Origin of the sequence: Mycobacterium sp. E2497 (genome assembly GCF_001668695.1) — a bacterium.
Taxonomy (GTDB): domain Bacteria; phylum Actinomycetota; class Actinomycetes; order Mycobacteriales; family Mycobacteriaceae; genus Mycobacterium.
Window position 1 is genome coordinate 56,657 of record NZ_LZKD01000019.1, and the last position, 23,150, is coordinate 79,806.

24 protein-coding genes are annotated in these 23,150 nt (G+C 67.5%); 16 read left to right on the forward strand and 8 right to left on the reverse strand.

The annotated features are described in order from the left end of the window. The first annotated feature begins 72 nt into the window (after positions 1-72). Genes A5713_RS01485 through A5713_RS01495 form a run of 3 tightly spaced genes read left to right on the forward strand, consistent with a single transcriptional unit; the run spans position 73 to position 1,224 of the window. Positions 73-573: a nucleoside deaminase gene (locus tag A5713_RS01485; RefSeq protein WP_068091786.1), complete on the forward strand. Its 501-nt coding sequence runs from the start codon at positions 73-75 to the stop codon at positions 571-573. A 44-nt stretch (positions 574-617) separates the two neighbouring features. Further along, on the forward strand, positions 618-1,007 hold the full coding sequence (locus A5713_RS01490; RefSeq protein WP_082972709.1) for a metalloregulator ArsR/SmtB family transcription factor: 390 nt from the start codon (positions 618-620) through the stop codon (positions 1,005-1,007). Positions 1,008-1,020: 13 nt separating this feature from the next. Then, entirely contained in the window at positions 1,021-1,224 is a 204-nt protein-coding gene (locus A5713_RS01495) for a zinc transporter Slc39a7 (protein ID WP_068091789.1), read from the forward strand. A gap of 15 nt (positions 1,225-1,239) precedes the next feature. Here A5713_RS01495 and A5713_RS01500 read toward each other — a convergent pair whose 3' ends face one another. After that, the gene (locus A5713_RS01500) at positions 1,240-2,292 is read right to left on the reverse strand and encodes an oxygenase MpaB family protein (protein ID WP_068091792.1); all 1,053 of its coding nucleotides are present in this window, start codon (positions 2,290-2,292) and stop codon (positions 1,240-1,242) included. Between the two features lie 67 nt (positions 2,293-2,359). Here A5713_RS01500 and A5713_RS01505 point away from each other — a divergent pair, with 67 nt between their 5' ends. From A5713_RS01505 to phoU, 5 genes are all read left to right on the forward strand, one after another. Further along, positions 2,360-2,965, forward strand: coding sequence for a TetR/AcrR family transcriptional regulator (locus A5713_RS01505; protein WP_067921156.1), 606 nt, complete (start codon positions 2,360-2,362; stop codon positions 2,963-2,965). Positions 2,966-3,116: 151 nt separating this feature from the next. Further along, positions 3,117-4,139 (forward strand): acyl-ACP desaturase, encoded by a 1,023-nt coding sequence (locus tag A5713_RS01510; protein WP_067921154.1) that lies wholly within the window; start codon positions 3,117-3,119, stop codon positions 4,137-4,139. A gap of 5 nt (positions 4,140-4,144) precedes the next feature. Further along, complete coding sequence (gene dusB / locus A5713_RS01515) at positions 4,145-5,278, forward strand: tRNA dihydrouridine synthase DusB (RefSeq protein WP_068091795.1); 1,134 nt, start codon at positions 4,145-4,147, stop codon at positions 5,276-5,278. A gap of 223 nt (positions 5,279-5,501) precedes the next feature. Continuing rightward, positions 5,502-7,538 carry an LCP family protein gene (locus tag A5713_RS01520; RefSeq protein WP_068091798.1) on the forward strand — a complete coding sequence of 679 codons (2,037 nt, stop codon included), beginning with the start codon at positions 5,502-5,504 and terminating at the stop codon, positions 7,536-7,538. Between the two features lie 58 nt (positions 7,539-7,596). Continuing rightward, on the forward strand, positions 7,597-8,265 hold the full coding sequence (gene phoU, locus A5713_RS01525; RefSeq protein WP_067921148.1) for a phosphate signaling complex protein PhoU: 669 nt from the start codon (positions 7,597-7,599) through the stop codon (positions 8,263-8,265). A 16-nt stretch (positions 8,266-8,281) separates the two neighbouring features. Here the strand turns inward: phoU and pstB are convergent, their stop codons facing one another. The 6 genes from pstB to A5713_RS01555 form a co-directional block, all read right to left on the reverse strand. Further along, on the reverse strand, positions 8,282-9,058 hold the full coding sequence (gene pstB, locus A5713_RS01530; RefSeq protein WP_067921146.1) for a phosphate ABC transporter ATP-binding protein PstB: 777 nt from the start codon (positions 9,056-9,058) through the stop codon (positions 8,282-8,284). Between the two features lie 13 nt (positions 9,059-9,071). Then, entirely contained in the window at positions 9,072-9,986 is a 915-nt protein-coding gene (gene pstA / locus A5713_RS01535) for a phosphate ABC transporter permease PstA (protein WP_068091886.1), read from the reverse strand. Beyond that, the gene (pstC, locus tag A5713_RS01540) at positions 9,983-11,014 is read right to left on the reverse strand and encodes a phosphate ABC transporter permease subunit PstC (protein ID WP_369804347.1); all 1,032 of its coding nucleotides are present in this window, start codon (positions 11,012-11,014) and stop codon (positions 9,983-9,985) included. Before pstC ends, pstA begins: the two co-directional genes overlap by 4 nt. Before the next feature lie 48 nt (positions 11,015-11,062). Beyond that, positions 11,063-12,187 (reverse strand): phosphate ABC transporter substrate-binding protein PstS, encoded by a 1,125-nt coding sequence (gene pstS, locus A5713_RS01545; RefSeq protein WP_068091804.1) that lies wholly within the window; start codon positions 12,185-12,187, stop codon positions 11,063-11,065. A 166-nt stretch (positions 12,188-12,353) separates the two neighbouring features. After that, complete coding sequence (mshD, locus tag A5713_RS01550) at positions 12,354-13,265, reverse strand: mycothiol synthase (RefSeq protein ID WP_067921140.1); 912 nt, start codon at positions 13,263-13,265, stop codon at positions 12,354-12,356. Continuing rightward, complete coding sequence (locus A5713_RS01555) at positions 13,262-14,047, reverse strand: response regulator transcription factor (RefSeq protein ID WP_067921138.1); 786 nt, start codon at positions 14,045-14,047, stop codon at positions 13,262-13,264. The genes mshD and A5713_RS01555 overlap by 4 nt, the downstream gene beginning before the upstream one ends. A 177-nt stretch (positions 14,048-14,224) precedes the next feature. Between A5713_RS01555 and lmeA the strand changes: the two genes are divergently transcribed. The 8 genes from lmeA (at position 14,225) to A5713_RS01590 (ending at position 21,954) form a co-directional block, all read left to right on the forward strand. Beyond that, positions 14,225-15,037 (forward strand): mannan chain length control protein LmeA, encoded by an 813-nt coding sequence (gene lmeA, locus A5713_RS01560; protein ID WP_067921289.1) that lies wholly within the window; start codon positions 14,225-14,227, stop codon positions 15,035-15,037. A gap of 80 nt (positions 15,038-15,117) precedes the next feature. Beyond that, positions 15,118-15,207 carry an Ms5788A family Cys-rich leader peptide gene (locus A5713_RS29570; protein WP_368730642.1) on the forward strand — a complete coding sequence of 30 codons (90 nt, stop codon included), beginning with the start codon at positions 15,118-15,120 and terminating at the stop codon, positions 15,205-15,207. 111 nt (positions 15,208-15,318) lie between these two features. After that, positions 15,319-15,795 carry a DUF4395 domain-containing protein gene (locus A5713_RS01565; RefSeq protein WP_068091806.1) on the forward strand — a complete coding sequence of 159 codons (477 nt, stop codon included), beginning with the start codon at positions 15,319-15,321 and terminating at the stop codon, positions 15,793-15,795. A 35-nt stretch (positions 15,796-15,830) separates the two neighbouring features. Continuing rightward, positions 15,831-16,673 (forward strand): sulfurtransferase, encoded by an 843-nt coding sequence (locus A5713_RS01570; RefSeq protein WP_068091809.1) that lies wholly within the window; start codon positions 15,831-15,833, stop codon positions 16,671-16,673. 1 nt (position 16,674) lies between these two features. Beyond that, positions 16,675-16,977 (forward strand): DUF1416 domain-containing protein, encoded by a 303-nt coding sequence (locus A5713_RS01575; RefSeq protein WP_068091811.1) that lies wholly within the window; start codon positions 16,675-16,677, stop codon positions 16,975-16,977. A 144-nt stretch (positions 16,978-17,121) separates the two neighbouring features. Then, positions 17,122-17,778, forward strand: coding sequence for an FABP family protein (locus A5713_RS01580; protein ID WP_067921130.1), 657 nt, complete (start codon positions 17,122-17,124; stop codon positions 17,776-17,778). Between the two features lie 129 nt (positions 17,779-17,907). After that, a complete protein-coding gene (locus tag A5713_RS01585) occupies positions 17,908-20,283 on the forward strand; it encodes a hypothetical protein (protein WP_068091814.1) in 2,376 nt (791 codons plus the stop codon). 141 nt (positions 20,284-20,424) lie between these two features. Further along, the gene (locus A5713_RS01590; protein ID WP_068091817.1) at positions 20,425-21,954 is read left to right on the forward strand and encodes a sensor domain-containing protein; all 1,530 of its coding nucleotides are present in this window, start codon (positions 20,425-20,427) and stop codon (positions 21,952-21,954) included. Between the two features lie 242 nt (positions 21,955-22,196). Here the strand turns inward: A5713_RS01590 and A5713_RS01595 are convergent, their stop codons facing one another. After that, on the reverse strand, positions 22,197-23,069 hold the full coding sequence (locus A5713_RS01595; protein WP_156751700.1) for an aminodeoxychorismate lyase: 873 nt from the start codon (positions 23,067-23,069) through the stop codon (positions 22,197-22,199). Positions 23,070-23,150 lie beyond the last annotated feature (81 nt).

A 23,150-nucleotide genomic window follows, 5' to 3' on the forward strand; every position in this document is an offset into this window, starting at 1 on the left:
ACAAATTGAATAGACGATCTAGTCAGTATCACAGCGCCGATTCCGCACCCTGGCGCGACTACCCTGCGAGCTGTGACCGACTTCGCCCAGCGGACGATCGAGCTGGCCCGCCGAAACGTCGCGGAGGGCGGTCGCCCGTTTGCGACGGTGATCGTCAACGACGGTGAGATTCTCGCCGAGAGCGCCAACCGGGTGGCCCAGACGAACGACCCGACCGCGCATGCCGAGATCCTGGCGATCCGTGAGGCGTGCATGAAGCTGGGCACCGAGCACCTCGTCGACGCCACGATCTACGTGATGGCGCACCCGTGTCCGATGTGCCTGGGATCGCTGTACTACTGCTCCCCCCGGGAAGTGATCTTTCTGATCACCCGCGAGGCCTACGAGCGGTATTACCTCGACGACCGCAAGTACTTCGAGGTGTCCACCTTCTACGACGAGTTCGCGAAGGCCTGGGACCAGCGGCGCCTGCCCATGCGTTACCAACCCCGCGACGACGCGGTGGAGGTCTATCGGTTCTGGAACGAACGCAACGGCGGCGAGCCGCGGTCTACGGTCGTCCCCTCGCCCTGACCGCATCCGTTGGCAGCGGCGCGCCCCTTGAATATTGTTTGCGTATGCATGCAGGTAATAGCGCAGCCCGGCTGCCGGATCATCAGGTGAGCCTGGTGGTCGAGGTGTTCCGGATGCTGGCCGACGCCACCCGGGTGCAGGTGCTGTGGTCGCTGACCGACCGGGAGATGTCGGTCAACGAACTCGCCGAGCACGTGGGCAAGCCGGCGCCGTCGGTCTCCCAGCACCTGGCGAAGCTGCGGATGGCGCGCCTGGTCCGCACCCGCCGGGACGGGACCACGATCTTCTACAGCCTGGAAAACGACCACATTCGCCAGCTCGTCATCGACGCGGTTTTCAACGCCGAACACGCGGGCCCGGGCGTGCCAGGTCATCACCGCAGGGATGGCGGGCTGAAGGCCGTCGGCGATCAGCAGAGCGCATCTATTACATAAGGAGGCGGCACCCATGACCGAGCAACACGCCCACGACGCGCCCCACGCGCACGAACACGAGCACGGTGACGTCACCCACGCGCACGCGCACACCGCGCACGAACACGACCACGTCGAGCACGAACACGCCCACCACCACGCCGACGGCACCGAGCACAGCCATCAGCACGTGCATCAGGCGGGGCTGGAGGACGTGCACGGCCACCCCCACGCGTAGCGCGGGCGCGCCGGCTCAGGAGACCGCCGGGCAGTAATGCTTTGGATCGCCGCGCTCGTCTACGGGCGGCAGGTTACGCGCCGGCGTCTGCACCAGCGGCGTGTCGGCCGGGATACGCCCGGCGGCGCGGTCGAAGCCCGCCCGGGCCCGCGGGTGCTTGCGGAACCGGCTCGGCACGAAGGCGAACACCGCGCGAACGACGTCGCCGAAGCGGCGATGCAGCCACTCGTCGCGTCCCGACCACCGGTAGCCCATCAACTCGCGCACCGGAGGGTCGTACAGACCCACGGTCACCCAGACGAAGAACGGCGCGAGAAGTTTCCGCTGGGCGGCCCACAACCAGTCCGGAAGCCATTGCGCAAACGGGGGTTTCGGCAGCTCGGTGAGGTCGAGCACCGCGCGGGCGGCGAAGTTGTCTTCAAGCACGTTGCGGCACATGTGGTCCCAGTAGACCTGGAATTCCTCCCACGACGCCGGGACGGGCCGCATGCTCATCCCGTACATCCGGTACCAGTCGACGTGTTCGTTGAACAATTGGCGTTTCTGCGCTTCGGTCAACCCGCCGCAGAACCGCTCGGCCACGTGAATGGTGCCGACGAAAAAAGTGGCGTGGGCCCAATAGAAGACGTCGGGGTTCAACGCGTGGTACCGGCGGCCTTGTTCGTCGACCCCCTTGATGTCGGTGTGGTAGTCGCGCACCTCACTGCCGGTGACCGGGGCGCGGTCACCGTCGAAGACGACGCCACCGATCGGATACAAGGAGCGCAGCAGGCGTTGCCACCGTTCCCGGAAGAACGTCGAGTGGTCGATGACGGCCGCGCCGAGCTGCGGATGCATGTTCTGCATGGAGCCCGCCCACGGGCCCTGCAGCATCCCGCGCCAGTCCCCGAAATACCGCCACGTCAGCGACTCGGGGCCCAGCGGCATCGGTGGCGCGTCGTAGCCCAGCGGCGAGACCGGGCAGCCGCCGGCCACGCCGCCCGGCAGATCGGTCCCGGCGGTGGTGGCCGAGCAGCCGCTTGCGGCGTCGCTGGTCGGCGGGCGGGTTCCGGACGTATGTTGAGTCACTATTGGATTCCTGTAGGTATCTGCAAAACTGACTACATGCGTTGTCATTTTCAAGCTTAGGAGCGATGTGCAGTCCGGTCAACGACGGGGCCGTTGGACCGGCGTCCCCTTAGAGGATCGCCTCGCCCTCCGTCGCGACAACCTCATCGCCGCCGGCGTGCAATTGCTCGGCGGCGACATCCGACCGGCGCTGACGGTGCGTGCGGTGTGCCGCAAGGCCGCGCTGACCGAACGCTACTTCTACGAAAGCTTTTCGGACCGTGACGAGTTCGTGCGCGCGGTCTACGACGACGTGTGCACGCGCGCCATGACCACGCTCACGTCGGCGAATACCCCGCGGGACGCCGTCGAAAAGTTTGTCGAGCTGATGGTCGACGACCCGGTCCGCGGGCGTGTGCTGTTGCTGGCGCCGGCGGTCGAGCCGATACTGACCCGCTCGGGCGCCGAGTGGATGCCCAACTTCATCGAACTGCTGCAGCGCAAACTGTCCCGGATCGCCGATCCGGTGCTGCAGAAGATGATCGCCACCAGCCTGGTCGGCGGGCTGTCGAGCCTGTTCACCGCGTACCTGAACGGACAGCTCGGCGCGACGCGCAAACAGTTCATCGACTACTGCGTCAACATGCTCTACGTGACGGCGGCCCCGTACGTTCCCGCCCCCGACCTGGGGTAGCCCAACCACCTGTTTACCGGGCGCGCCATAGCGGCAAACCCCAAAAACGGTGGCATTTATCCGTGCGCGGCGCGCGGCGAGGCAGCTTGATGCTACTGATGTACACAGATATATTGACTGCTACCCGTCGACACAGATAACTGGAGGCCGTATGTCAGCCGAGCTGACAAACCTACAGCTGCTACATGAGCTCGAACCGGTGGTCGAGAAGTGCCTCAACCGGCACGAGAGCATGCACAAGGACTGGAACCCGCACGACTACATCCCGTGGTCGGACGGCAAGAACTTCTACGCGCTGGGCGGGCAGGACTGGCATCCCGAGGAGAGCAAGCTCTCCGACCTCGCCCAGGTGGCGATGGTGCAGAACCTGATGACAGAAGACAACCTGCCGTCATACCACCGCGAGATTGCGATGAACTTCGGCCTGGACGGCGCCTGGGGCCAGTGGGTCAACCGGTGGACCGCCGAGGAGAACCGACACGGGATCGCGTTGCGCGACTACCTGGTCGTGACCCGCGCGGTCGACCCGGTCGAGCTGGAGAAGCTGCGAATCGAGGTGGTCAATCGGGGCTTCAGCCCGGGCCAGAACCAACAGGTGCGGGCCGATCTGTTCGCCGAGAGCCTGTTCGACTCTGTCATCTACGTAACGTTCCAGGAGCTGGCCACCCGGATCTCGCACCGCAACACGGGCAAGGCCTGCAACGAGACTGTCGCCGACCAGCTGCTGGCCAAGATCTCGGCCGACGAGAACCTGCACATGATCTTCTACCGCGATGTCAGCGAGGCCGGGTTTGAGATTGCACCTAATCAGGCGATGAAAGAGCTACACAAGGTGCTGCGCAATTTCCAGATGCCTGGCTATCAGGTCCCGGAGTTCCGGCGTAAGGCCGTGTTCATCGCCGTCGGGGGGGTCTATGACCCCCGCATCCACCTCGAAGACGTGGTCATGCCGGTGCTGAAGAAGTGGCGCATCTTCGAGCGCGAGGACTTCACCGGTGAGGCGGCGGCGATGCGTGACGACCTCGCACTGCTGATCAAGGAACTCGAGCAGGCCTGCGACAAGTTCGAGATATCCAAGCAGCGCCAGCTCGATCGGGAGGCCCGCACCGGCAAGCGGACCACCGCATTCGAGCTGCACCAGACCGCCGGCAAACTGGCTATGAGCCGCCGGTAGCGGCCTTGCGCATCGGTCCGATCACGCTCGCCAGCCCGGTGGTGCTGGCCCCGATGGCAGGCGTAACCAACGTTGCATTCCGCACGCTGTGCCGTGAGCTGGAGCAATCCAAGGTCGGCACGGTCAGCGGGCTGTACGTCTGTGAGATGGTGACGGCGCGCGCGCTCGTCGAACGCCACCCGGTCACCATGCACATGACGACGTTCGCGCCGGACGAGTCACCGCGCTCGCTGCAGCTCTACACCGTCGATCCGGCGACCACGTACGCGGCCGCCAAGTTGATCGCCGATGAGGGCCTGGCCGACCACATCGACATGAACTTCGGGTGCCCGGTGCCCAAGGTCACCAAGCGCGGCGGCGGGGCGGCGCTGCCGTACAAGCGACGACTGTTCGGCCAGATCGTGGCGGCGGCCGTGCGCGCGACCGAAGGCTCCGGAATTCCGGTGACCGTCAAGTTCCGCGTCGGCATCGACGACGAGCACCACACGCACCTCGACGCCGGCCGCATCGCCGAAGCCGAAGGCGCCGCCGCGGTCGCGCTGCACGCCCGCACGGCGGCGCAGCGCTACTCCGGCACCGCCGATTGGGAGCAGATCGCCCTGCTCAAGCAGCACGTGCGGACGATCCCGGTGCTGGGCAACGGCGATATCTACGACGCCAGCGACGCCCTGACGATGATGGCCACCACCGGATGCGACGGCGTTGTGATCGGCCGCGGCTGCCTGGGCCGGCCCTGGCTTTTCGCCGAACTCTCGGCAGCGTTCACCGACAGCCCGGCCCCCACCCCGCCCACGCTGGGCGAGGTCGCCGACATCGTCCGCCGGCACGGCCAGTTGCTGGCCGCGCACTTCGGCGAGGACAAAGGCATGCGCGACATCCGCAAGCACATCGGCTGGTACCTGCACGGTTTTCCGGCCGGATCCGAGTTGCGCCGGGCGCTGGCGATGGTCAAGACGCTGCGCGAACTCGATTCGCTGCTAAGCCAATTGGACGGCACGGTCCCCTTCCCGGACGCGGCCAGCGGCCCACGCGGCCGACAGGGCTCCCCGGCACGGGTGTCGCTGCCCGAAGGCTGGCTGACCGACCCCGACGACTGCACCGTTCCGGCCGGCGCCGACGTGATGCACTCCGGCGGCTGACCGACCGCTCGAAATCGCATCCGGGCCGATAACTCAGTACGATGTGGACCTTGCCGCAGTGCGCGTTCCTGGGGCGGGTCGGTAACGCGCCGCCGCCTGGGCGCGACAAAGGGGTGCGACCCCCGGGTGGCACGAGCCGCAGCGCTGACAACGTCAGGCACTGGGACGTCACCGCGCACGGACGGGCTGAGATCCGCATCAGAGCTTCGGAGGCCGGTAGGACATGAGTGACGCCGAGGGCGACGCCACTCCCGACACTCGGCGCACGGCGCTGGGCGCCGCCCCGTGGGAACGGTTCTCGGAGCCGCCGTCCGACTACAGCCTTCATTTGTGGCAGCCCGACATCACCATCGAACCCGTCGAGCGCGTCGAGCCTCGAGCGGCCGGTGATGAGGGATCCGGATGCCACACGGGTGGCGGCGTCAGCGTCGCCGATCTGATCGCGAAACTCGGTGCCCCATCGACGGGCCGGTCCACTCACCGCCGTGCGGAGCCGGAGGTCGAATCCGCCGAGGCCGACTCGGAGCTGCCGGTCGAGCTGAGGGAAACCCAGGTGATCGAGGACCTGGCCTACTCACTCGATCTGGTCACGGAGCTCCCCGACCTCGGGGCCAACGACCACCAAAACGGCGGCGGGTCCGCATCCGACGGGGCTACCGGCGCTGACGAGCGCAACGCGCGGCACCGGCGCCGGCCGATGCTGCTGGCCGGGCGGTCGGTCGCGGCCCTGCTCGCCGTGCTCGCCATCGCCATGACCGGCGGCGCGTGGCAATGGAGCACGTCGAAGAACGCCCGGCTCAACACCATCAGCGCGCTCGACCCGCAATCGGACGACATCCGCGACCGCAACGGACAGTACGGGGACGAAGACTTCTTGATCGTCGGCCTCGATTCGCGCGCCGGGGACAACGCCAACATGGGCGCCGGAAGCACCGACGACGCCGACGGCGCCCGTTCCGACACCGTGATGCTGGTCAACATTCCCGCCAACCGCAAGCGCGTGGTGGCGGTGTCGTTCCCGCGCGACCTGGCGATCACCCCGATGCAATGCGAGGCGTGGAACCCGAACACGGGTAAGTACGGGCCCCTCTACGACGAGAAGAACAAGACCTGGGGTCCGAAGATGGTCTACACCGAGACCAAGCTGAACTCGGCGTTCGCCTTTGGCGGCCCGAAATGTCTGGTGAAGGAAATCCAGAAGCTGTCCGGTCTGAGCATCAACCGCTTCATCGCCGTCGACTTCGCCGGGTTCGCCAAGATGGTCGACGCCCTGGGCGGTGTCGAGGTCTGCTCGAAAACCGCGCTGCACGACTACGAGCTGGGCACGGTCCTCGAACACGGCGGCCGTCAGGTGCTGGACGGCCCGACCGCGCTGAACTATGTGCGAGCCCGGCAGGTCACCACCGAAACGAACGGGGACTACGGCCGCATCAAACGCCAGCAGCTGTTCTTGTCGTCGCTGCTGCGGTCGTTGATCTCCGAGGACACGTTGCTCGACCTCAACAAGCTCAACAACGTCGTCAACATGTTCATCAGCGACACCGTCGTCGACAACGTGCAGTCCAAGGACCTGATCCAACTCGGACAGTCGCTGCAGGGGATGGCGGCCGGACACGTCACGTTCGTGACGGTGCCGACCGGCATCACCGACCAGAACGGCGACGAGCCGCCGCGGATGAGCGATATGCGGGCGCTGTTCGACGCCATCATCAACGACGATCCGCTACCCGAGGAAAACGACCAGAACGCAAAGAATCTCGGGCCCTCCGACGACAAATCGGCGCAGGCCAAGGCGCCCGCCACCAAGCAGGCGCCGGCCCCCGCGCCGGCTCCCGAGGCTCGACACGAGCAGGTCACCACCACCGCGCCGGGCGACGTCACGGTGCGGGTGTCCAACGCCACGACGCAAAGCGGCCTCGCGGCCACCGCCACCAGCCAGCTCAAGCGGGACGGCTTCAACGTGATGACGCCGGACGACTATCCGAGTGCGGTGAACACGACGACGGTGTTGTTCTCGCCCGGCAACGAGCAGGCCGCGGCGACCGTGGCCTCGTCGTTCGCCAATGCGAAAATCCAGCGGGTCTCCGGATATGGACAGGTCGTTCAGGTGGTGCTCGGTCCCGACTTCAAGACGGTCGCCACACCCCAACCGAGCGGCTCGTCGATCAGCTTGCAGATCGAACGCGGCTCCGGCAGCACCCCGGCCAAGCTGCCCGAAGACCTGACCGTCACCAACGCCGCCGACACCACCTGCGAATAACCGCATTTGGTGCCGCTGCGCCGCCCTTTTCCGGCGCCGAGAACGTAGGCTTGACGATATGCGGACCGCCTACCATGAGCAGCTCTCGGAGTTGTCCGAGCGGCTCGGCGAGATGTGCGGGCTGGCGGGCATCGCCATGGAGCGGGCCACCCAGGCCTTGCTGCAAGCGGATCTGGTGCTGGCTGAACAGGTGATCTCCGATCACGAGAAGATCGCCACGCTGAGCGCCCAGGCCGAAGAAAGCGCGTTCGTGCTGCTGGCGTTGCAAGCGCCGGTCGCCGGTGATCTGAGGTCGATCGTGAGCGCCATTCAGATGGTGGCCGACATCGACCGGATGGGAGCGCTGGCCCTGCACGTCGCGAAGATCGCCCGCCGCCGGCACCCCCAACACGCGCTGCCAGAGGAAGTCAACGGCTACTTCGCCGAAATGGGCAGAGTCGCAGTCGAATTGGGCAACAGCGCGCAAGAGGTGGTGATGTCGCGCGACCCGGAGAAAGCCGCCCGGATCCGCGAAGAGGACGACGCGATGGACGACCTGCACCGCCACCTGTTCTCGGTGCTGATGGACCGCGAATGGAAGTACGGTGTGGCGGCCGCCGTCGACGTGACGCTGCTGGGCCGGTTCTACGAGCGATTCGCCGACCACGCCGTCGAAGTGGCGAAGCGGGTCATCTTCCAGGCGACCGGCAAACTGCCCGACGAGGAAGCCAACCCCGCCTCGCAGTGAGCAAAGGCACGTTCGGCTAGCCGAAGCGGCCGGAGATGTAGTCCTCGGTCGCCTTCTGGCTGGGGTTGGAGAAGATCTTCTCCGTGTCGTCGACCTCGACCAACCGCCCCGGCTTTCCGACGGCTTCCAGGTTGAAGAAGGCCGTGTAGTCGCTGACCCGGGCCGCCTGCTGCATGTTGTGGGTGACGATGACGATGGTGTAGTCCTGCTTGAGCTCGCTGATCAGCTCCTCGATGGCCATCGTCGAGATTGGGTCCAGCGCGGAGCACGGCTCGTCCATCAGCAGCACGTCGGGTTGCACGGCGATCGCCCGCGCGATGCACAGGCGCTGCTGCTGGCCCCCGGACAGGCCACCGCCGGGCCTGTCCATCCGGTCTTTGACCTCGTCCCACAGGTTGGCGCCGCGCAGCGAGTATTCGGCCGTCTCGTCGAGCACCTTGCGATTGCGCACGCCCTGCAGCTTCAAACCGGCTACCACGTTGTCGCGAATCGACATGGCGGGGAACGGGTTCGGACGCTGGAACACCATCCCGATCGCCCGGCGCACCCCGACCGGGTCCACCCCCGCACCGTAGATGTCCTCGTCGTCGAGGAGCACGCTGCCCTCCACCCGGCCGCCGGGCACCACCTCATGCATCCTGTTCAGCGTGCGCAGCACCGTCGTCTTGCCACAACCCGACGGGCCGATGAACGCCGTCACACTGCGGGGGAGGATCGACAGCGTCACATCCGCCACCGCGTGAAACGAACCGTAGTAGATGTTGACGGCTTTGAGGTCCAACCGCTTGGCCACTTAGTGCTCCTGCCTATGACTTGTTGGCGCCAGCGAATTTCGCTAGTACTCGGGCCCCGATGTTGATGGTGGCGATCACCAGGATGAGGGTTAGGGCGGCACCCCACAACCGATCCGTGGGGACGGGGTTGACGCCGGCACCGGCACTGGTCTGGTTGTACATCATGCCAGGTAGCGTTCCCATGAACCCGCTGAAGATGTCGAAGTTCATCGACTGCGCATAGCCGACGAGGACCAGCAGCGGCGCCGTCTCGCCCATCACCCTGGCCACCGCCAGCATGATGCCGGTGATGATGCCGGAGATCCCGGTGGGGAGCACGACGCTGACGATCGTCTTCCACTTCGTGATGCCCAGCGCGTAACTCGCCTCACGAAGATCCAGCGGGACGATCCGCAGCATCTCCTCGGTGGCTCGCACGATCACCGGAAGCATCAACAGGACCAGCGCGAGGGACACCGCGAGCTCCGAGCGTGGAAGACCCAGCGTCGCCACGAACAGCGCGTAGACGAACAGGGCCGCCACGATTGAGGGCACCCCACTGAGGATGTCCACCATGAACGTGGCCAGCCTGCCCAGCGGGGTACCGCCCCCGTATTCGGCGAGATAGATGCCGAGCATCAGGCCGATCGGGATGGCGATCAGCGCGCATACCGATCCCTGCAACACCGTGCCCACGATCGCGTGATACGCGCCACCGCCGGCCACGAAGGCGGTCATCCCCGCCTGCGAGTGCGTCCACCAAGCGGTCGACGCGACGGCCGCGAAGCCCTTGGCGATCACCGAGTGCAACACCAACAGCAAGGGCGTCACCGCGATCGCCATCGACAGCGAAACCAGCGCCAAGGCAAGGCGATCAGTGACCCGGCGGCGCCGGCTCGGCCGGGAGAACGTGCGCGGCTTGAGCGGGCGGTCCAGCATCGAGGTCATCGGCCGCCCCATCTGAGTCCGGCGGCGGCGCCACGGGCCAGTGCGTCGACCACGAAGGTGAGCACGAAGAGCGCCAGCCCCGCGGCGATGTACGCGCCGGCCTTGTACTGGTCGTTGAATTGGGCAGCCGCCCCCGCGATTTTGGTGGCGACGGTGGAGCCGCCGTCGAACAGCGACCAACCAAAGGCCGCCTGGGTTCCCCGCAAGATGATCAGCAACGCGACCGTCTCCCCCAAGGCGCGACCGAGCCCCAGGACGGCCGCGCTGATGTATCCCGACCAACCGAAGGGCAGCACGATGGTCTTGACCACCTCCCAGCGGGTGGCGCCGAGCGCCAGCGCCGCCTCGACCTGCTCCTGCGGCGTCTGGATGAACACCTCGCGGGTGACCGCGGTGATGATCGGCAGGATCATCACCGCCAGGACCACGCCGCCCGTGAAAACGGTGCCGCCACCGGCGACCGACGCGTCCCCGTCGGCGAACAGGAAGCACCAGCCCAGGGAGCGGTTCAGCCAGGTGGCCAACGGCCGCAGCTGCGGTGCCAGCACGTATAGGCCCCACGCGCCGTAGACGATCGAGGGCACTCCGGCCAGCAGGTCAACGGCGTAGGCCAACGGGCCCGCGGCGCGCCGCGGCGAGTACTGCGTGATGAAGATGGCGACGCCCAGCGCGACGGGCATAGCCAGGATCAACGCGAACGCCGACACGAACAGCGTGACCTTCAGCAAATCGGAGATGCCGAAGTGCATCGCCGACGTGTCGGTGGTGACCCAGTTGCCGCCGTAGCTGAGGAAGTTCTCCCGGTCGCGTTGCAAGGCCGGTATCGCGCGCAGCAACAGGAATCCGCCGATCGCCGCGATCACGACCACGATCAAGACGCCGGAGCCCTTGGCGAGCCAACGGAAAGCACGATCCCCGACCTGCGGACGCCCGTCTCCCCACGGGCTGATCGGTATCAGCGGCGCCTCCGGAAACGGCACGGCGACGGTCACGCCCGAACCGGCGTCGAAGGGGTTCGGCGTGGTCACCGTGATCCCGGCACGATTCTGCCGCTCCTTGAGTCCGGGCCAGCCTGGTTACTGCAGCGCATCGATCGCGGCGGCCAGCCGCACTTTGACCTTATCGGGCAGCGGCACATAGCCGGCCGAGGGAAGATCGGTCTGCCCGCTGCCGGCGGCCACCGTGAGGAACGACTTGATCGCTCTGGAGGTGTCGGGGTCGGAGCCTTTCGAACACACGATCTCGTACGTCGCCAGCACCAGCGGGTAGGCGCCCGGCTCCTGGGAGCTGTACATGGAGTTGAGGTCGAGCACCAGGTCGTTGCCGTCGGCCAGGAAATTCGCCGCCTTCACGGCGTTGGCCGCCGTGTCGTTGGTGAGCGGGACGACGACGCCCTTGTTGTTGGCGATTCGGGCGTAGGGGACGGCGCCCTGGTCGGCGAACCCCTTCTCGACGTATCCGATGGCTCCGGAGGTGGCCCGCACCACCTGGACGACCCCGGCCGACTTCGTGGCGCCTTCGCCGACCCCGCCCTGGAACTCGGTGCCCACGCCTTTGGTCCAGCTCTGCGGTGCGGCGGCCGTCAGATACTTCTGCAGATTGTCGGTGGTCCCCGACGAATCCGTACGGTAGATCGGCGTGATCCTGGTGTCGGGCAGCACCACCCCGGGATTGAGCGCCGCCAGGATCGGGTCGTTCCAGGCCGTGATCCGTCCGCTGAAGATCTTGGCCAACGCATCGCTGCTCACCACCAGCGCGGGGACTCCGGCCAGGTTGTAGACCAAGGCGATCGGCCCGAACACCAGCGGCAAGTCCCACGCCGGGTTGCCGTCGCAGCGCGCGGCGGCCGGACCGATCTGGTCCGCGGCCAGCGGGGAGTCGGCCCCGGCGAAGTCGACATGGCCGGCGATGAACTGCTCACGCCCGGCGCCGGAACCAGTCGGGTTGTATGCCACGCTCTTGCCCGGGCAGTACTCCCCCCAGACCTGGTTGAACAGCGCCATGGCGTTTTGTTGGGCCGTCGATCCTTCCGCCGTGAGCTTGTTCTTACCGCTACATCCCGCCGTACCCGTCGGCCCGGAAACGGCCGCCGGCGATGCGCCGCGCCGGTTCTGATCGCTGCCACAAGCCGTCATGGCGACCGCCGCGAGAGTCACCACCCCCAGCGCCGCCAGCGCCCTGCCTCCCCTGTCGAGCCTCACCGCTCCCGCTCCCTGACCATTCGGACCCGCGTGTGCGCCGCCGGCCATCTCACAAGAAGTTGCCGGGTCACGGCGAAAATATGCTCCGACGCGGCCCGCGGCACCCGTTGAGTAGCAAGCGCAGGTGAACGGCCGGGGGTATCGGACCCGCCGCCCGCGTGTTCGGTCACTCGGGAGCGACGGCGTAGGCGGTGTCCACGCTGTAGGTGCTGAAGCCCAAGCGCTGGTAGGTGCGCACGGCGGCGACGTTGTCCGACTCCACATAGAGCAGCACGGTCGGGTCGGCGGAGCCGGCCAGCCGCCGCGCCAACGACTCGATCCCGACGGCCGTCAAGGTCTGCCCCATCCCGCGGCCCTGCGCCGACGGGTCGACGCCGACGACATACACCTCCCCCAGGCCGGGCTGATCGAGATGCACCTTGGTCCAGTGGAAGCCCAGCAGCTTGCCCCTCTGACCGGTGTCGGAGTCGTCGAACGCCAGGAACAGACCGGCCGGGTCGAACCACGGTTCATTGCGCCGCTCGGCCAGCTGGACCTCGGTCCAGCCGCCCTGTTCGGGATGGCTGGCGAAGGCAGTGTTGTTCACGCGCAACAGCTCCGCGTCATCGGTGGTGCCCGCGTAGGTGCGGATCCGCACGCCGGGCATGGGGCGCACCAAGCCGTGGATGTCGCGCAACGACCGTCGCATCTGCAGCAGTTCACGCACGGGAACCAGACCCATCGCGGAGGCCGTCGCCCTGGCCGACTCGAGGGTGCCGTGTGCCCAGAACCGGTTGCGCCCCGCGGTCTCCGCCAACGCCGAGCGCACCAGCGCGGTCCCGAGTCCATGCCGCCGGACCCGGGGGTGCACCACCAGTTCGGCCATTCCGGCGTCGGCGTCGCGCGTGAGGTTGAGGTAGCCGACGACCCCGTCGGTCTCGGTGATGAGCAGATGCCCGGTGCGGTCGTGCGCGAGCTCGCGCAGCACTTGCTCTCCGACCGGGGCCACCCCGTCGAATGCCGTGGCCGCCGTGACCAGTTCACGCACTTGCCGCTGCTCGTCCGCGGTCAGCGTCGAGCGCCAGGCCGGCGCGGTCACTGACTGCGCAGGGCGTCGCCCAGAGGCTCTCGCAGGCCCTCGGAACCGGGCTCGACGTCGTCGGCGCCCTCGGCGTCCTCATCCTCAGCGGGGTCCGCGATCGGCGTGCGCCCGCGTGCCGGCCGGACGGCCTTGTATCCGACGTTGCGGACGGTGCCGATCAACGCCTCGTATTCGGGGCCGAGTTTGGCGCGCAGCCGACGCACGTGCACGTCGACCGTGCGCGTGCCGCCGAAGAAGTCGTATCCCCACACCTCGTGGAGCAGCTGAGCGCGGGTGAAGACGCGGCCGGCGTGTTGGGCCAGATACTTCAGCAACTCGAACTCTTTGTAGGTCAGGTCGAGCGGGCGGCCCCGCAGTCTGGCCGTGTAGGTGCCCTCGTCGATCACCAGCTCGCCCAGGCTGACTTTGCCGGCGCTCTCCTGGTCGGCGAGCCCGCCGCGACGACCGACCACCAACCGCAGTCTGGCGTCGATCTCGGCGGGCCCGGTGCTGGGCAGCAGGATCTCGTCCAGCCCCCAGTCGGCACTGACCGCCACCAGGCCGCCTTCGCTGACCACAGCCAGGACGGGGACCGACCGTCCCGCGGTGCTCAACAGTCGGCAGAGGCCGCGCGCCGACGACAGGTCGGTGCGTGCGTCGACCAGTACCGCGTCCGCCGTCCCCGCCTCGAGCAAGGACGACGGCTCCGCCGGCGCCGTCCGGACGGTGTGGGGAAGCAGCGATAGCGACGGCAGGACCGGGTCGGGATGCAGCTCGGAAGTCAGCAGTAATAGCTCCAACTAGCCCCTCCAGCTCGGGGGAACGGCATCTTCACAATTCGCAACGCAACGACGCGTTAGTTGCCAGGTCATCTAACGATAACTTGCCACCTGCCATTATTGCGTGCTGACGATGGCACTGTGAGCCCCGCCACCGTGGCGGTCCGCCGCACAGCGGGCGCCGGGTTACGCCACAATGTGCGGGTGCGCAAGGTCCTGATCGGGGTGGCGGCCGTGGCGGCCGCGATCGCCGTGGTCGCACTCGGCACCGTGGCCGTCGATTACGGAAGCAGCATCTATGCCGAATACCGGCTCTCGTGCAGCGTCCGCAAGGCGGCCAACCTGAGGTCGGACCCGTTCGTCGCCATCGTGGCCTTCCCGTTCCTCCCCCAGGCGATGCGCGACCGCTACAACCAGGTGGAGATCAAGGCCAACGCCGTCGACCACGCGACGGTCGGTAAGGCCACGCTGGAAGCCACGATGTACTCCGTCGACCTGACCCACTCGTCCTGGCTGATCGGGCCCGACGCGAAACTGCCGGTCGGCAAGCTGGAGAGTCGGATCATCATCGGCTCGACGCACCTGGGCCGGTACCTGGGCATCAGCGATTTGATGGTCGAGGCGCCGCCGAAGGAAACCAACACCGCCACCGGCGGCGTCACCGCGTCGGGTATCTCCGACAGCCACGGCCTGGTGTTCAGCGGCACCCCGCACTCGGCCGACTTCGAGCACCGGGTCAGCGTCTCGGTGGACCTTTCCATCGCCCCGGACGATGAAGCGACGCTGGTGATCGCGCCGACGGGCATTCTCACCGGGCCGGACACCGCGGACCAGGCCGTGCCGGACGACAAGCGGGACGCGGTGCTGCGCGCCTTCACCGCCAGGGTGCCCAACCAGCGGCTTCCGTTCGGAGTGGCACCGAAGACCGAGGGGGCGCGCGGCTCCGACGTCATCATCGAGGGCATCAGCTACGGAGTGACCGTCAACCTCGACGGGTTCAAGCAGTCCTGAGCCCGCCACCGCCCGAAGCGTGCGGTGCCGGCGAGCGCCACTGATTTGATCGTTCCCCGTCATTCGGTAAGCTTGCCGACGTGCTAGCCCGCCTCGAGCCGTTGCTCACCCAACGCCGCGCAGTCGATCTGTGCCGCACCGCGGGCTGTTGCTGTCGCTGTAGCTGCTGAGTCGCGCGCCTTCGCGTAGCACTCGGAGCAGCCCGGAACGTTGCCGCGGCCTGACTCCCGTCGTTCGTTCCCAAAAGCAGATAAGCAACAGGCGTATCCAGGAGTAGTACCGTGCCGAGCACCAACACCAACACCAACACCCAGCCAGACACCGTCGACGTGCGGGGCCCCAGGTTCGCCGCCTGGGTTACCACCGCAGTCCTTGTGATAGCGCTCGCCGTATCCGCCGCCAGCCCGCCGGCGGCGGCGGCAATTCTCGGCGTGCAGGCCATCGTCTTCGCCGTCGGCGCCGTCGGCGGCCCCCGCAAGCACCCTTATGGGCGAATATTCGCCACCGTGGTGGCGCCCCGGCTGGGCCCCGTGACGGAGCGCGAGCCGGTCGCGCCCCTGAAGTTCGCCCAGCTCGTCGGCCTGCTCTTCGCGCTCGCGGGCGTCGCCGCCTTCGCCGCGGGAGCGTTCGTGATCGGCGTCATCGCCACCGCAGGGGCGCTCGTCGCCGCCTTCCTCAATGCGGCCTTCGGCATCTGCCTGGGCTGCCAGCTCTACCCCTTGGTCGCGCGTTTCCGAGCTGCCGGGCGCGCCTCATGACCCGTTCATAGCAAGCGATCGAAAGGATCCCCCGCATGGCACGCTCCGACGTCCTGGTCTCCGCGGACTGGGCCGAGAGCCATCTCAGCAATGCTCAGGCCGCCGGTGTCGTCTTCGTCGAAGTCGACGAGGACACCAGCGCATACGACACCGGCCACATTCCCGGCGCGATCAGGCTCGACTGGCGTTCCGACCTGCAGGACCCGGTCAAGCGGGACTTTGTCGACGCTCAGCAATTCTCCAAGCTGCTCAGCGAACGCGGCGTCTCCAATGACGACACGGTGATCCTCTACGGCGGCAACAACAACTGGTTCGCCGCCTACGCCTACTGGTATTTCAAGCTGTACGGCCACGAGAAGGTCAAGCTGCTCGACGGCGGCCGCAAGAAGTGGGAACTCGACGGGCGGGCGCTGTCCGCCGAAGCGGTCAGCAGGCCGGCCACCTCCTACACCGCCGCCGCGCCGGACAACAGCATCCGGGCGTTCCGCGACGAGGTGATCGCCGCCATCAACGTCAAGAACCTGGTCGACGTGCGCTCCCCCGACGAATTCTCCGGCAAGATCCTGGCGCCGGCGCATCTGCCGCAGGAGCAGAGCCAGCGGCCCGGCCACGTTCCGGGAGCGATCAACGTGCCGTGGAGCAGGGCCGCCAATGAGGACGGCACCTTCAAGTCCGACGAGGAGCTGGCCAAGCTGTACGCCGACGCGGGCCTGGACGGCACCAAGGAGACGATCGCGTACTGCCGCATCGGGGAGCGCTCGTCGCACACCTGGTTCGTGCTCCGGGAATTACTCGGCCACAAAAACGTCAAGAACTACGACGGAAGTTGGACGGAATACGGCTCCCTGGTGGGTGCCCCGATTGAGTTGGGAAGCTGATATGTGCTCTGCCCCGAAACAAGGAGTGACGTTGCCCGCCAGCGTCGACTTGGAGAAGGAAACGGTGATCACCGGCCGGGTCGTGGACAGCGACGGCCAGGCGGTGGGTGGCGCGTTCGTCCGCTTGCTCGACTCCTCGGACGAGTTCACGGCCGAGGTCGTCGCGTCGGCCACCGGCGACTTCCGGTTCTTCGCGGCACCCGGGTCGTGGACGCTGCGCGCCTTGTCGTCGGCCGGTAACGGCAACGCCGTGGTGACCCCGTCGGGTGCGGGCATCCACGAGGTGGACGTCAAGATCGCCTGAGACCCCCGCTGCCCCGACGCGATCTCGCGGGGCGAATAGACTTGTCCCCGTGGTGCTGTTCTTCGAGATCATGCTGGTCGCCTCGGTCGTGGTGATCTCATGGTTTGCGCTGTACACGCTGTACCGGCTGATCACTGACGAATCGTGATTTCTGACGAACCGTTGAGTTCTGGAAGCTCCGGCGATCGCGCGGTGGCCGCCGCCGCCGAGCGCGCCAAGCTGACCGCCGGCCGCAACATCCCCGCCTTCGACGACCTGCCGCTTCCGGCCGACACCGCCAACCTGCGCGAAGGCGCCAACCTGCACGACGCATTGCTGGCGCTGCTGCCACTGGTCGGTGTGTGGCGCGGACATGGCGAGGGCCGTGGACACGACGGGGATTACCGGTTCGGCCAGCAGATCGTGGTGTCGCACGACGGCGGCGACTACCTGAATTGGGAATCCCGGTCGTGGCGGCTCAACGACACCGGCGAGTACCAGGAACACGGGTTGCGGGAGACGGGCTTCTGGCGTTTCGTCAGCGATCCCGACGACCCCAGCGAATCGCAGGCCATCGAGTTGTTGCTCGCCCATTCGGCCGGATACGTCGAGCTGTTCTACGGCAGGCCGCGCACCCAGTCGTCGTGGGAGCTGGTGACCGATGCACTGGCCCGCAGCCGATCAGGCGTGTTGGTCGGTGGCGCGAAGCGGCTGTACGGCATCGTCGAGGGCGGCGACCTGGCCTACGTCGAGGAGCGAGTGGACGCCGACGGCGGCCTGGTTCCCCATCTTTCGGCGCGGCTCTCGCGCTACGCGGGATAACCGCCGACCCGTCACCCACCCGGGCAACCGGGTCGTGCGCACCGGCCGGGAATCGTTGCTTTCGGCCGATCTTTTGCGTGTACTGTTCGACGTCCGAGCAGCCGATACCGCGCGAAGGGAGATCGGCGGATGCGTCCGACGAGGGCACCCTCGCCCGTCTTGCGGTGGGGCGTGACCGCGGTCGGCCTGCTCCTCATCGCCTATCTGACCGTGCTGGACCTGCAGCCCTCGCTCATCGACGCGCTGCCGCCGGCCGTGGGGTGGTTCGGCAGGCCCGGATCGATGCCCACGCTCGCGATCGTGGTGACGGTGCTCGTCTGGGCGTCCGTGCTGACCTTCCGCTCGGGCAGTAGCCACCGGGTGGTGGGTGTTTCGTTCACCCTGATCGCAGCCCTGGTCCCCATGACGGCGATCCTGGGCCTCAGCTCGTACTGGGGCTGCCATGACGCCAACCACCCGGCCTTCTTCACCCCGCTCATGGCGACGGCCAGTCTGGTCAAGGGCGGCACCGGCGACTTCTCGGTGAGCGGGCGGACCTGTCCGAATCCGACGCCGGTCGGCCTGGAGTTGGCCCGCATCGCGGCGCTGTCGGCGATCTTCACCGGGCTGGGCGGCGTCGTGGTCGGGGTCTTTCGAGCCCAGGTGGACCGGATGCGGGCCAACCTGGCCGATTCCGTCACCGCCATCGTCGGCGTCGACGGTGACACGCAGTCAATGATCAGCGCGGTAGCGCGGACGCTGGACCGGCGCGGCACGCTGGTGGTCATCACCGGCGCCAGCGACGACCGGGTGCAGCGGGCCCGCAGACAGGGCGCCCGGGTGGTCCTGGTGGACTTCAACAACCCGTCCACCCTGGTCTCGCTGCGGCTGTGGCGCCACCTGTCCCGGCTCTATCTGATGGCGCCCGACCCGGCGATCAACCTGCTGTGGCTGGACCTGATCGGCCGCCGGCTCGACGAGGTCGCCCACAAGCGGCGGTTGCCGCTGATCGTGCGGATGGACGACCCGTGGCTGGCCCAGGCCTGGCGGGCTCAGCAGTTCGGCGGATCGGACACCCGATGGGCTGCCGACGTGGTCGGCAAGTACGAGGTGACCGCGGGCAGGCTGCTCGACGGCATCATCGCCACGGGGCGCATCAAGCGCGTATTCGTCTGTGGCACTTCACAATTGACCCTGGCCCTATGCGCGGACCTCACTCAGCGCGCCCTCGAGCGCGACTTCTACACCCCGCCCGGGGCGGTGCCGTTGCCGGCGCTCACGCTGATCGAAAGGGACGCCGAGGAGTACCTGGCGGATCACGAGTTCTACCGGCAGCAGGCGGGATTCGCCTCGGAGGGGCCGACCATCGATGCCACGGCGGAGGCGCCGACGGTGCCGACGATGCTGCAGCTGATCGGCGACGCCGACCCGACGAGCAGCGCCGTGATCTTCGTGGACTCGCACGCGGCGACGACCGCCGCCAGGCTGGCGGCCCGCTTCCCCGACATGCCCATCTACGCCTCGGACCTCAACACCAGCATCAGCGACGACTCGATCCAGGTGGTCGGCCGGCTGCAGTCCTACTCGCTGGTGCTGGACACCCAAGAAGGCCAGGTGCGGGACGCTTGGGAGCGCGCGGCCAGGCTGATCCACGAACGGTACGTCTCGACGATCACGCCAGGCGCGCCGCGGTCCGCCGCCGCCATGCCGTGGGCCGAGCTCAACGAGTTCTACCGCGGGTCCAACCGCCGGCAGGTGCGCAACGCGCTGTGGATGGTCGAGCAGATCGCGGGGCACACCTGGAACACGTGGGGCAGCCCACCGGCACAGCTGTCGGGCCACGAGATCGCTGCACTGCCCCCTTTGGAACAGCTCGCCCTGATGGGCTTCGACCGGGATTCTGCGATGAGCATGGCCCGCGCGGAGCACGAGGATTGGTGCCGCTACTACCGGCGCAACGGCTGGAAATACGGTTCGCCACGCGACGATTCGCGCAAGATTCACGACAAGCTGGTCGATTGGTCGGCCGTCGAGAGCGACCCGGATCTGCTCAACGCCGCGGTGCGCAGCCTGGCGGCCACGTTGTGGAGCCTGCGCCAGCTCGGTTTCCGGTCGCGTCCGCTGTGGCAGTCCTTCACCCGGGTCGGAACGGTGGCCGCCGAACAACGAAGTGCCCCATGGACGTGGACGTCGGATTCGGGACACGTCATGCGCGCCGACGCCGGCGACTGGGCGATCCAGGAAGACGGCAAGGTGTGGTCCGTTCGCGACGACATCTTCCGGGACACGTACGAGCCCGCCGGCGACGGGCGCTGGCGGCGAACGGGCCGCGTTCAGGCCCGCCCGGCCTACCCCGGGGAGACCGTGAACACCCTGGAGGGTCCGACGACCGCGGCGGAGGGCGACTGGATCGTCCGGGGATCCACCGGCGAACAGTGGCCGGTTCCCGGTGACGAATTCTCGCGGCGCTATGCCGAATTCCACCCGCCCGAGGACGCGTCCGCGGTGGACGGCGGACACGGATGAGATTGTTCGCCGCCGCCCGAGCGACCGCAAATTTGCGCGGTCCGACACGGCCCCGCACTGATACGGTATCGGCGCATGCCCAATAGCGGTATGCGCCGATTTCACAAGTCCGTTTGCTACGCCCGCCCGTAGGAGACCGCGATGCCGCTGTTCATCAGCTACTCGAGCCAGGACAGGGCGACGGTTGACGCCCTGACGACCGCGCTTCGCCGCGGACAGCAACAGGTTTGGTTCGATCAAGAGCTCGGCGGCGGTGAGTCGTGGTGGCACAAGATTCTCGAGCAGATCCGCTCGTGTGACGTGTTCATCGTGGCGCTGTCCAACAATTGGCTGCAGTCCAAGCCCAGTCAGGCCGAGTTGCGTTACGCACGTGCGCTGAACCGGCCGATCCTTCCCGTTCGGATCGGCGACATCGACAGCATGCGCGTGAATCCCCTTGCCTCGTTGCAGATCATCGACTATCGCGAACCGACCGTCGACGCGGGCATCCAACTCGTCACGGCGGTGCACGCGTTGCAAAGCAAGCCGGTGCCGTTGCCGGACCCGCTGCCCGACGAGCCGCCGGTGCCGTTCGGGTACATCACCCGGTTGGGCAACACCCTCGCAGAAAAGGAACTCAGCCCGCAGCAGCAGACCCAGCTGTTGATCGAACTCCGGCAGGGGCTTGATGAGGACGGCGACGATCCCAGCGCTCGCGGGGACATCGGCCAGCTGTTGCGCATGTTGCGGCTGCGCCATGACGTCACCTACCGCACCCGCACCGAGATCGACAATGTGCTGTCCGAGATCGAGGCCAAGGACGGTTCGCCGGCGGCCGCGGCCACGCAAAAGGCGCAGGCACCGGCATCGGGCCCGCCGCAGCCCGACGCCGCGGCGCCAACCAGCGGTCCGTCCAAAGCTGCCGCACCGGCGCCCGTGGCCACGGGCGTCGGCGGCGGGTCCAGCAAGCGGCTGATGATCATCGGCGGTGCGGCCGCGGCCGTCATCGCCGTGATCGCGATCGTCGTCGTAATGGCCACGCAGGGTGGCAAGACGAAGCCGACCCCGACCACCACCACGGGCGCCCCGACCGCAGCGGCGCCGAGTGCCCCGACCGCCGGGAACGTCCCGAATCTGGACGCGTATCTACTGGGCCCCGCCGATGTGAGCGCCGTCGTGGGTGAGCCGAATCTGGTCGTGTCCGACAAGACCGACGCGATACGCGCACCCAGGTGGACCCTGTCGAACCCGGACTGTCTGGGCGCCTACGAACCCATCCCGGAATCCGCATACAAGGCAAGCGGTTACACCGCGGTGGCCGGGCAGGCCGTCCACAGTCCCGGGCAGGATCCGGCCCACCGGGTCTTCGAAGCGGTGGTGGCATTTCCCTCGGCCGACAAAGCCGCTGCCTTCGTCCAGGCGTCGGCGGACAAGTGGAAAGCTTGCGCAGGGCAATCCGTGACGGTGACCGCCACCAACGGCAAAACCACCGGATGGAAGTTCGACGACGTCGATGGCACCCCGCCGAAGATCTTCCAGGAGCGTACGCAGACGGAAGGCACCCGGAACTGCCACCACGCGCTGCACGCGGTGTCGACTATGGTCGTCGACCTGCTGCTGTGCGGACCCGACCCCGACTCGGGGCAGGCGGGCAAACTCGCCGGGCAGATCGCCGCGAAGGTGAGCCAGTAACTGTATTAGACATGGAGCGGCCCCCGAGCGCGGTTACCGGTTGGACACACCGGAAGCTCGGGGGCCGGGTGGCTACGGGGAATTCGCCAGCGCGCGTATATCGCCGGCTCTTCGAAAGCCACTGCTGCTAGCGCGCAGCCACCTCACATGTCCATGAAGCTATCAATTTCGCGGACCACCTCCTTCCTTGTGTACGGCCGACCGTACCCGCGATTCCGCGAGGCGACAACACAATTCAGCGCTCAGCGATCGCTGACGATCGCGGAGTCGATCAACGCGGCGAATTCCGCCGCCATCGGCGACCGAGCCAGTGGACGACCGTCGAGCGTGTGCACGCGCGCCGCCAGCGTCATGCTCGAGACCAACCAGAGTCCTTGCGCGGCATGCAGATCGGCGAGCCGCAGCGCGCGATAGTCGCAGTCGTACCCCTTGGCCCGCGCCACTTCGAAGAGGGCCTGCTGCGTGGTGCCCCGCAAAATCGGATACCACGGCGGAGGCGTCAGCAGGCACAGGTTCCCGCCTCCCGGTGTTTCGGCATCGGTCGCGATCACCACGGTCGACCGCGGGCCCTCCAGGATGTAACCGTCCGAGCTGACGAAGATCACGTCGCCGGCGCCCTGCCGGGCGGCATGACGCAAGGCGGCCATGTTCACCGCGTAGGACAGCGTCTTCGCCCCGGCCAGCAGCCACGGCATCGCCCCGGTACCGGCGGCGGCCAGCCCGCGGTCCAACGTCACGGCGGCCAGGCCTTCGCGCCGAACCGCCGTCACCCGTTCGGGGACAGCGGTGATCATCACGTAGGCGGTCGGCGCCGTGCCGCTCTCCCGGCCGCGGCTATAGATCAGCCGCATCGCGCCTTCGTCAGCGGTGTTCGCCGCCCACTGCCCGGTGGCCAGGCCGATCGCGTTGCGCCAGGCGGGCAGGTCGGGCTCGGGCAGATCCATCAGCCTGGCCGACTGGGTCAGCCGCTGCAGATGGGACTCGACCAGGCAGGGCCTGCCGTCGCGGACCAACAGCGTCTCGAAGATGCCGTCGCCGCGGACCGCTGCCAGGTCGTCGGCGTGCAGCAGCGGCACATCGGGCGGATGGATCGCGCCGTCCAGCGTGACGATCACACCCATCTGGCCTGCCATGGGGATAAAGCGTAGCCGCGGGCCTGAAGCCGGCCGCACGCTCGTCGGACGGGTCGCGCAACG

Excerpts from the sequence above, each read along its gene's own strand:
- A5713_RS01490 (WP_082972709.1), top strand. The coding sequence starts at position 618 with ATGCATGCAGGTAATAGCGCAGCCCGGCTGCCGGATCATCAGGTGAGC.
- A5713_RS01495 (WP_068091789.1), top strand. The coding sequence starts at position 1,021 with ATGACCGAGCAACACGCCCACGACGCGCCCCACGCGCACGAACACGAG.
- A5713_RS01510 (WP_067921154.1), top strand. The coding sequence starts at position 3,117 with ATGTCAGCCGAGCTGACAAACCTACAGCTGCTACATGAGCTCGAACCG.
- A5713_RS01520 (WP_068091798.1), top strand. The coding sequence starts at position 5,502 with ATGAGTGACGCCGAGGGCGACGCCACTCCCGACACTCGGCGCACGGCG.
- phoU (WP_067921148.1), top strand. The coding sequence starts at position 7,597 with ATGCGGACCGCCTACCATGAGCAGCTCTCGGAGTTGTCCGAGCGGCTC.
- pstA (WP_068091886.1), bottom strand. The coding sequence starts at position 9,986 with ATGACCTCGATGCTGGACCGCCCGCTCAAGCCGCGCACGTTCTCCCGG.
- A5713_RS01570 (WP_068091809.1), top strand. The coding sequence starts at position 15,831 with ATGGCACGCTCCGACGTCCTGGTCTCCGCGGACTGGGCCGAGAGCCAT.
- A5713_RS01575 (WP_068091811.1), top strand. The coding sequence starts at position 16,675 with ATGTGCTCTGCCCCGAAACAAGGAGTGACGTTGCCCGCCAGCGTCGAC.
- A5713_RS01585 (WP_068091814.1), top strand. The coding sequence starts at position 17,908 with ATGCGTCCGACGAGGGCACCCTCGCCCGTCTTGCGGTGGGGCGTGACC.
- A5713_RS01590 (WP_068091817.1), top strand. The coding sequence starts at position 20,425 with ATGCCGCTGTTCATCAGCTACTCGAGCCAGGACAGGGCGACGGTTGAC.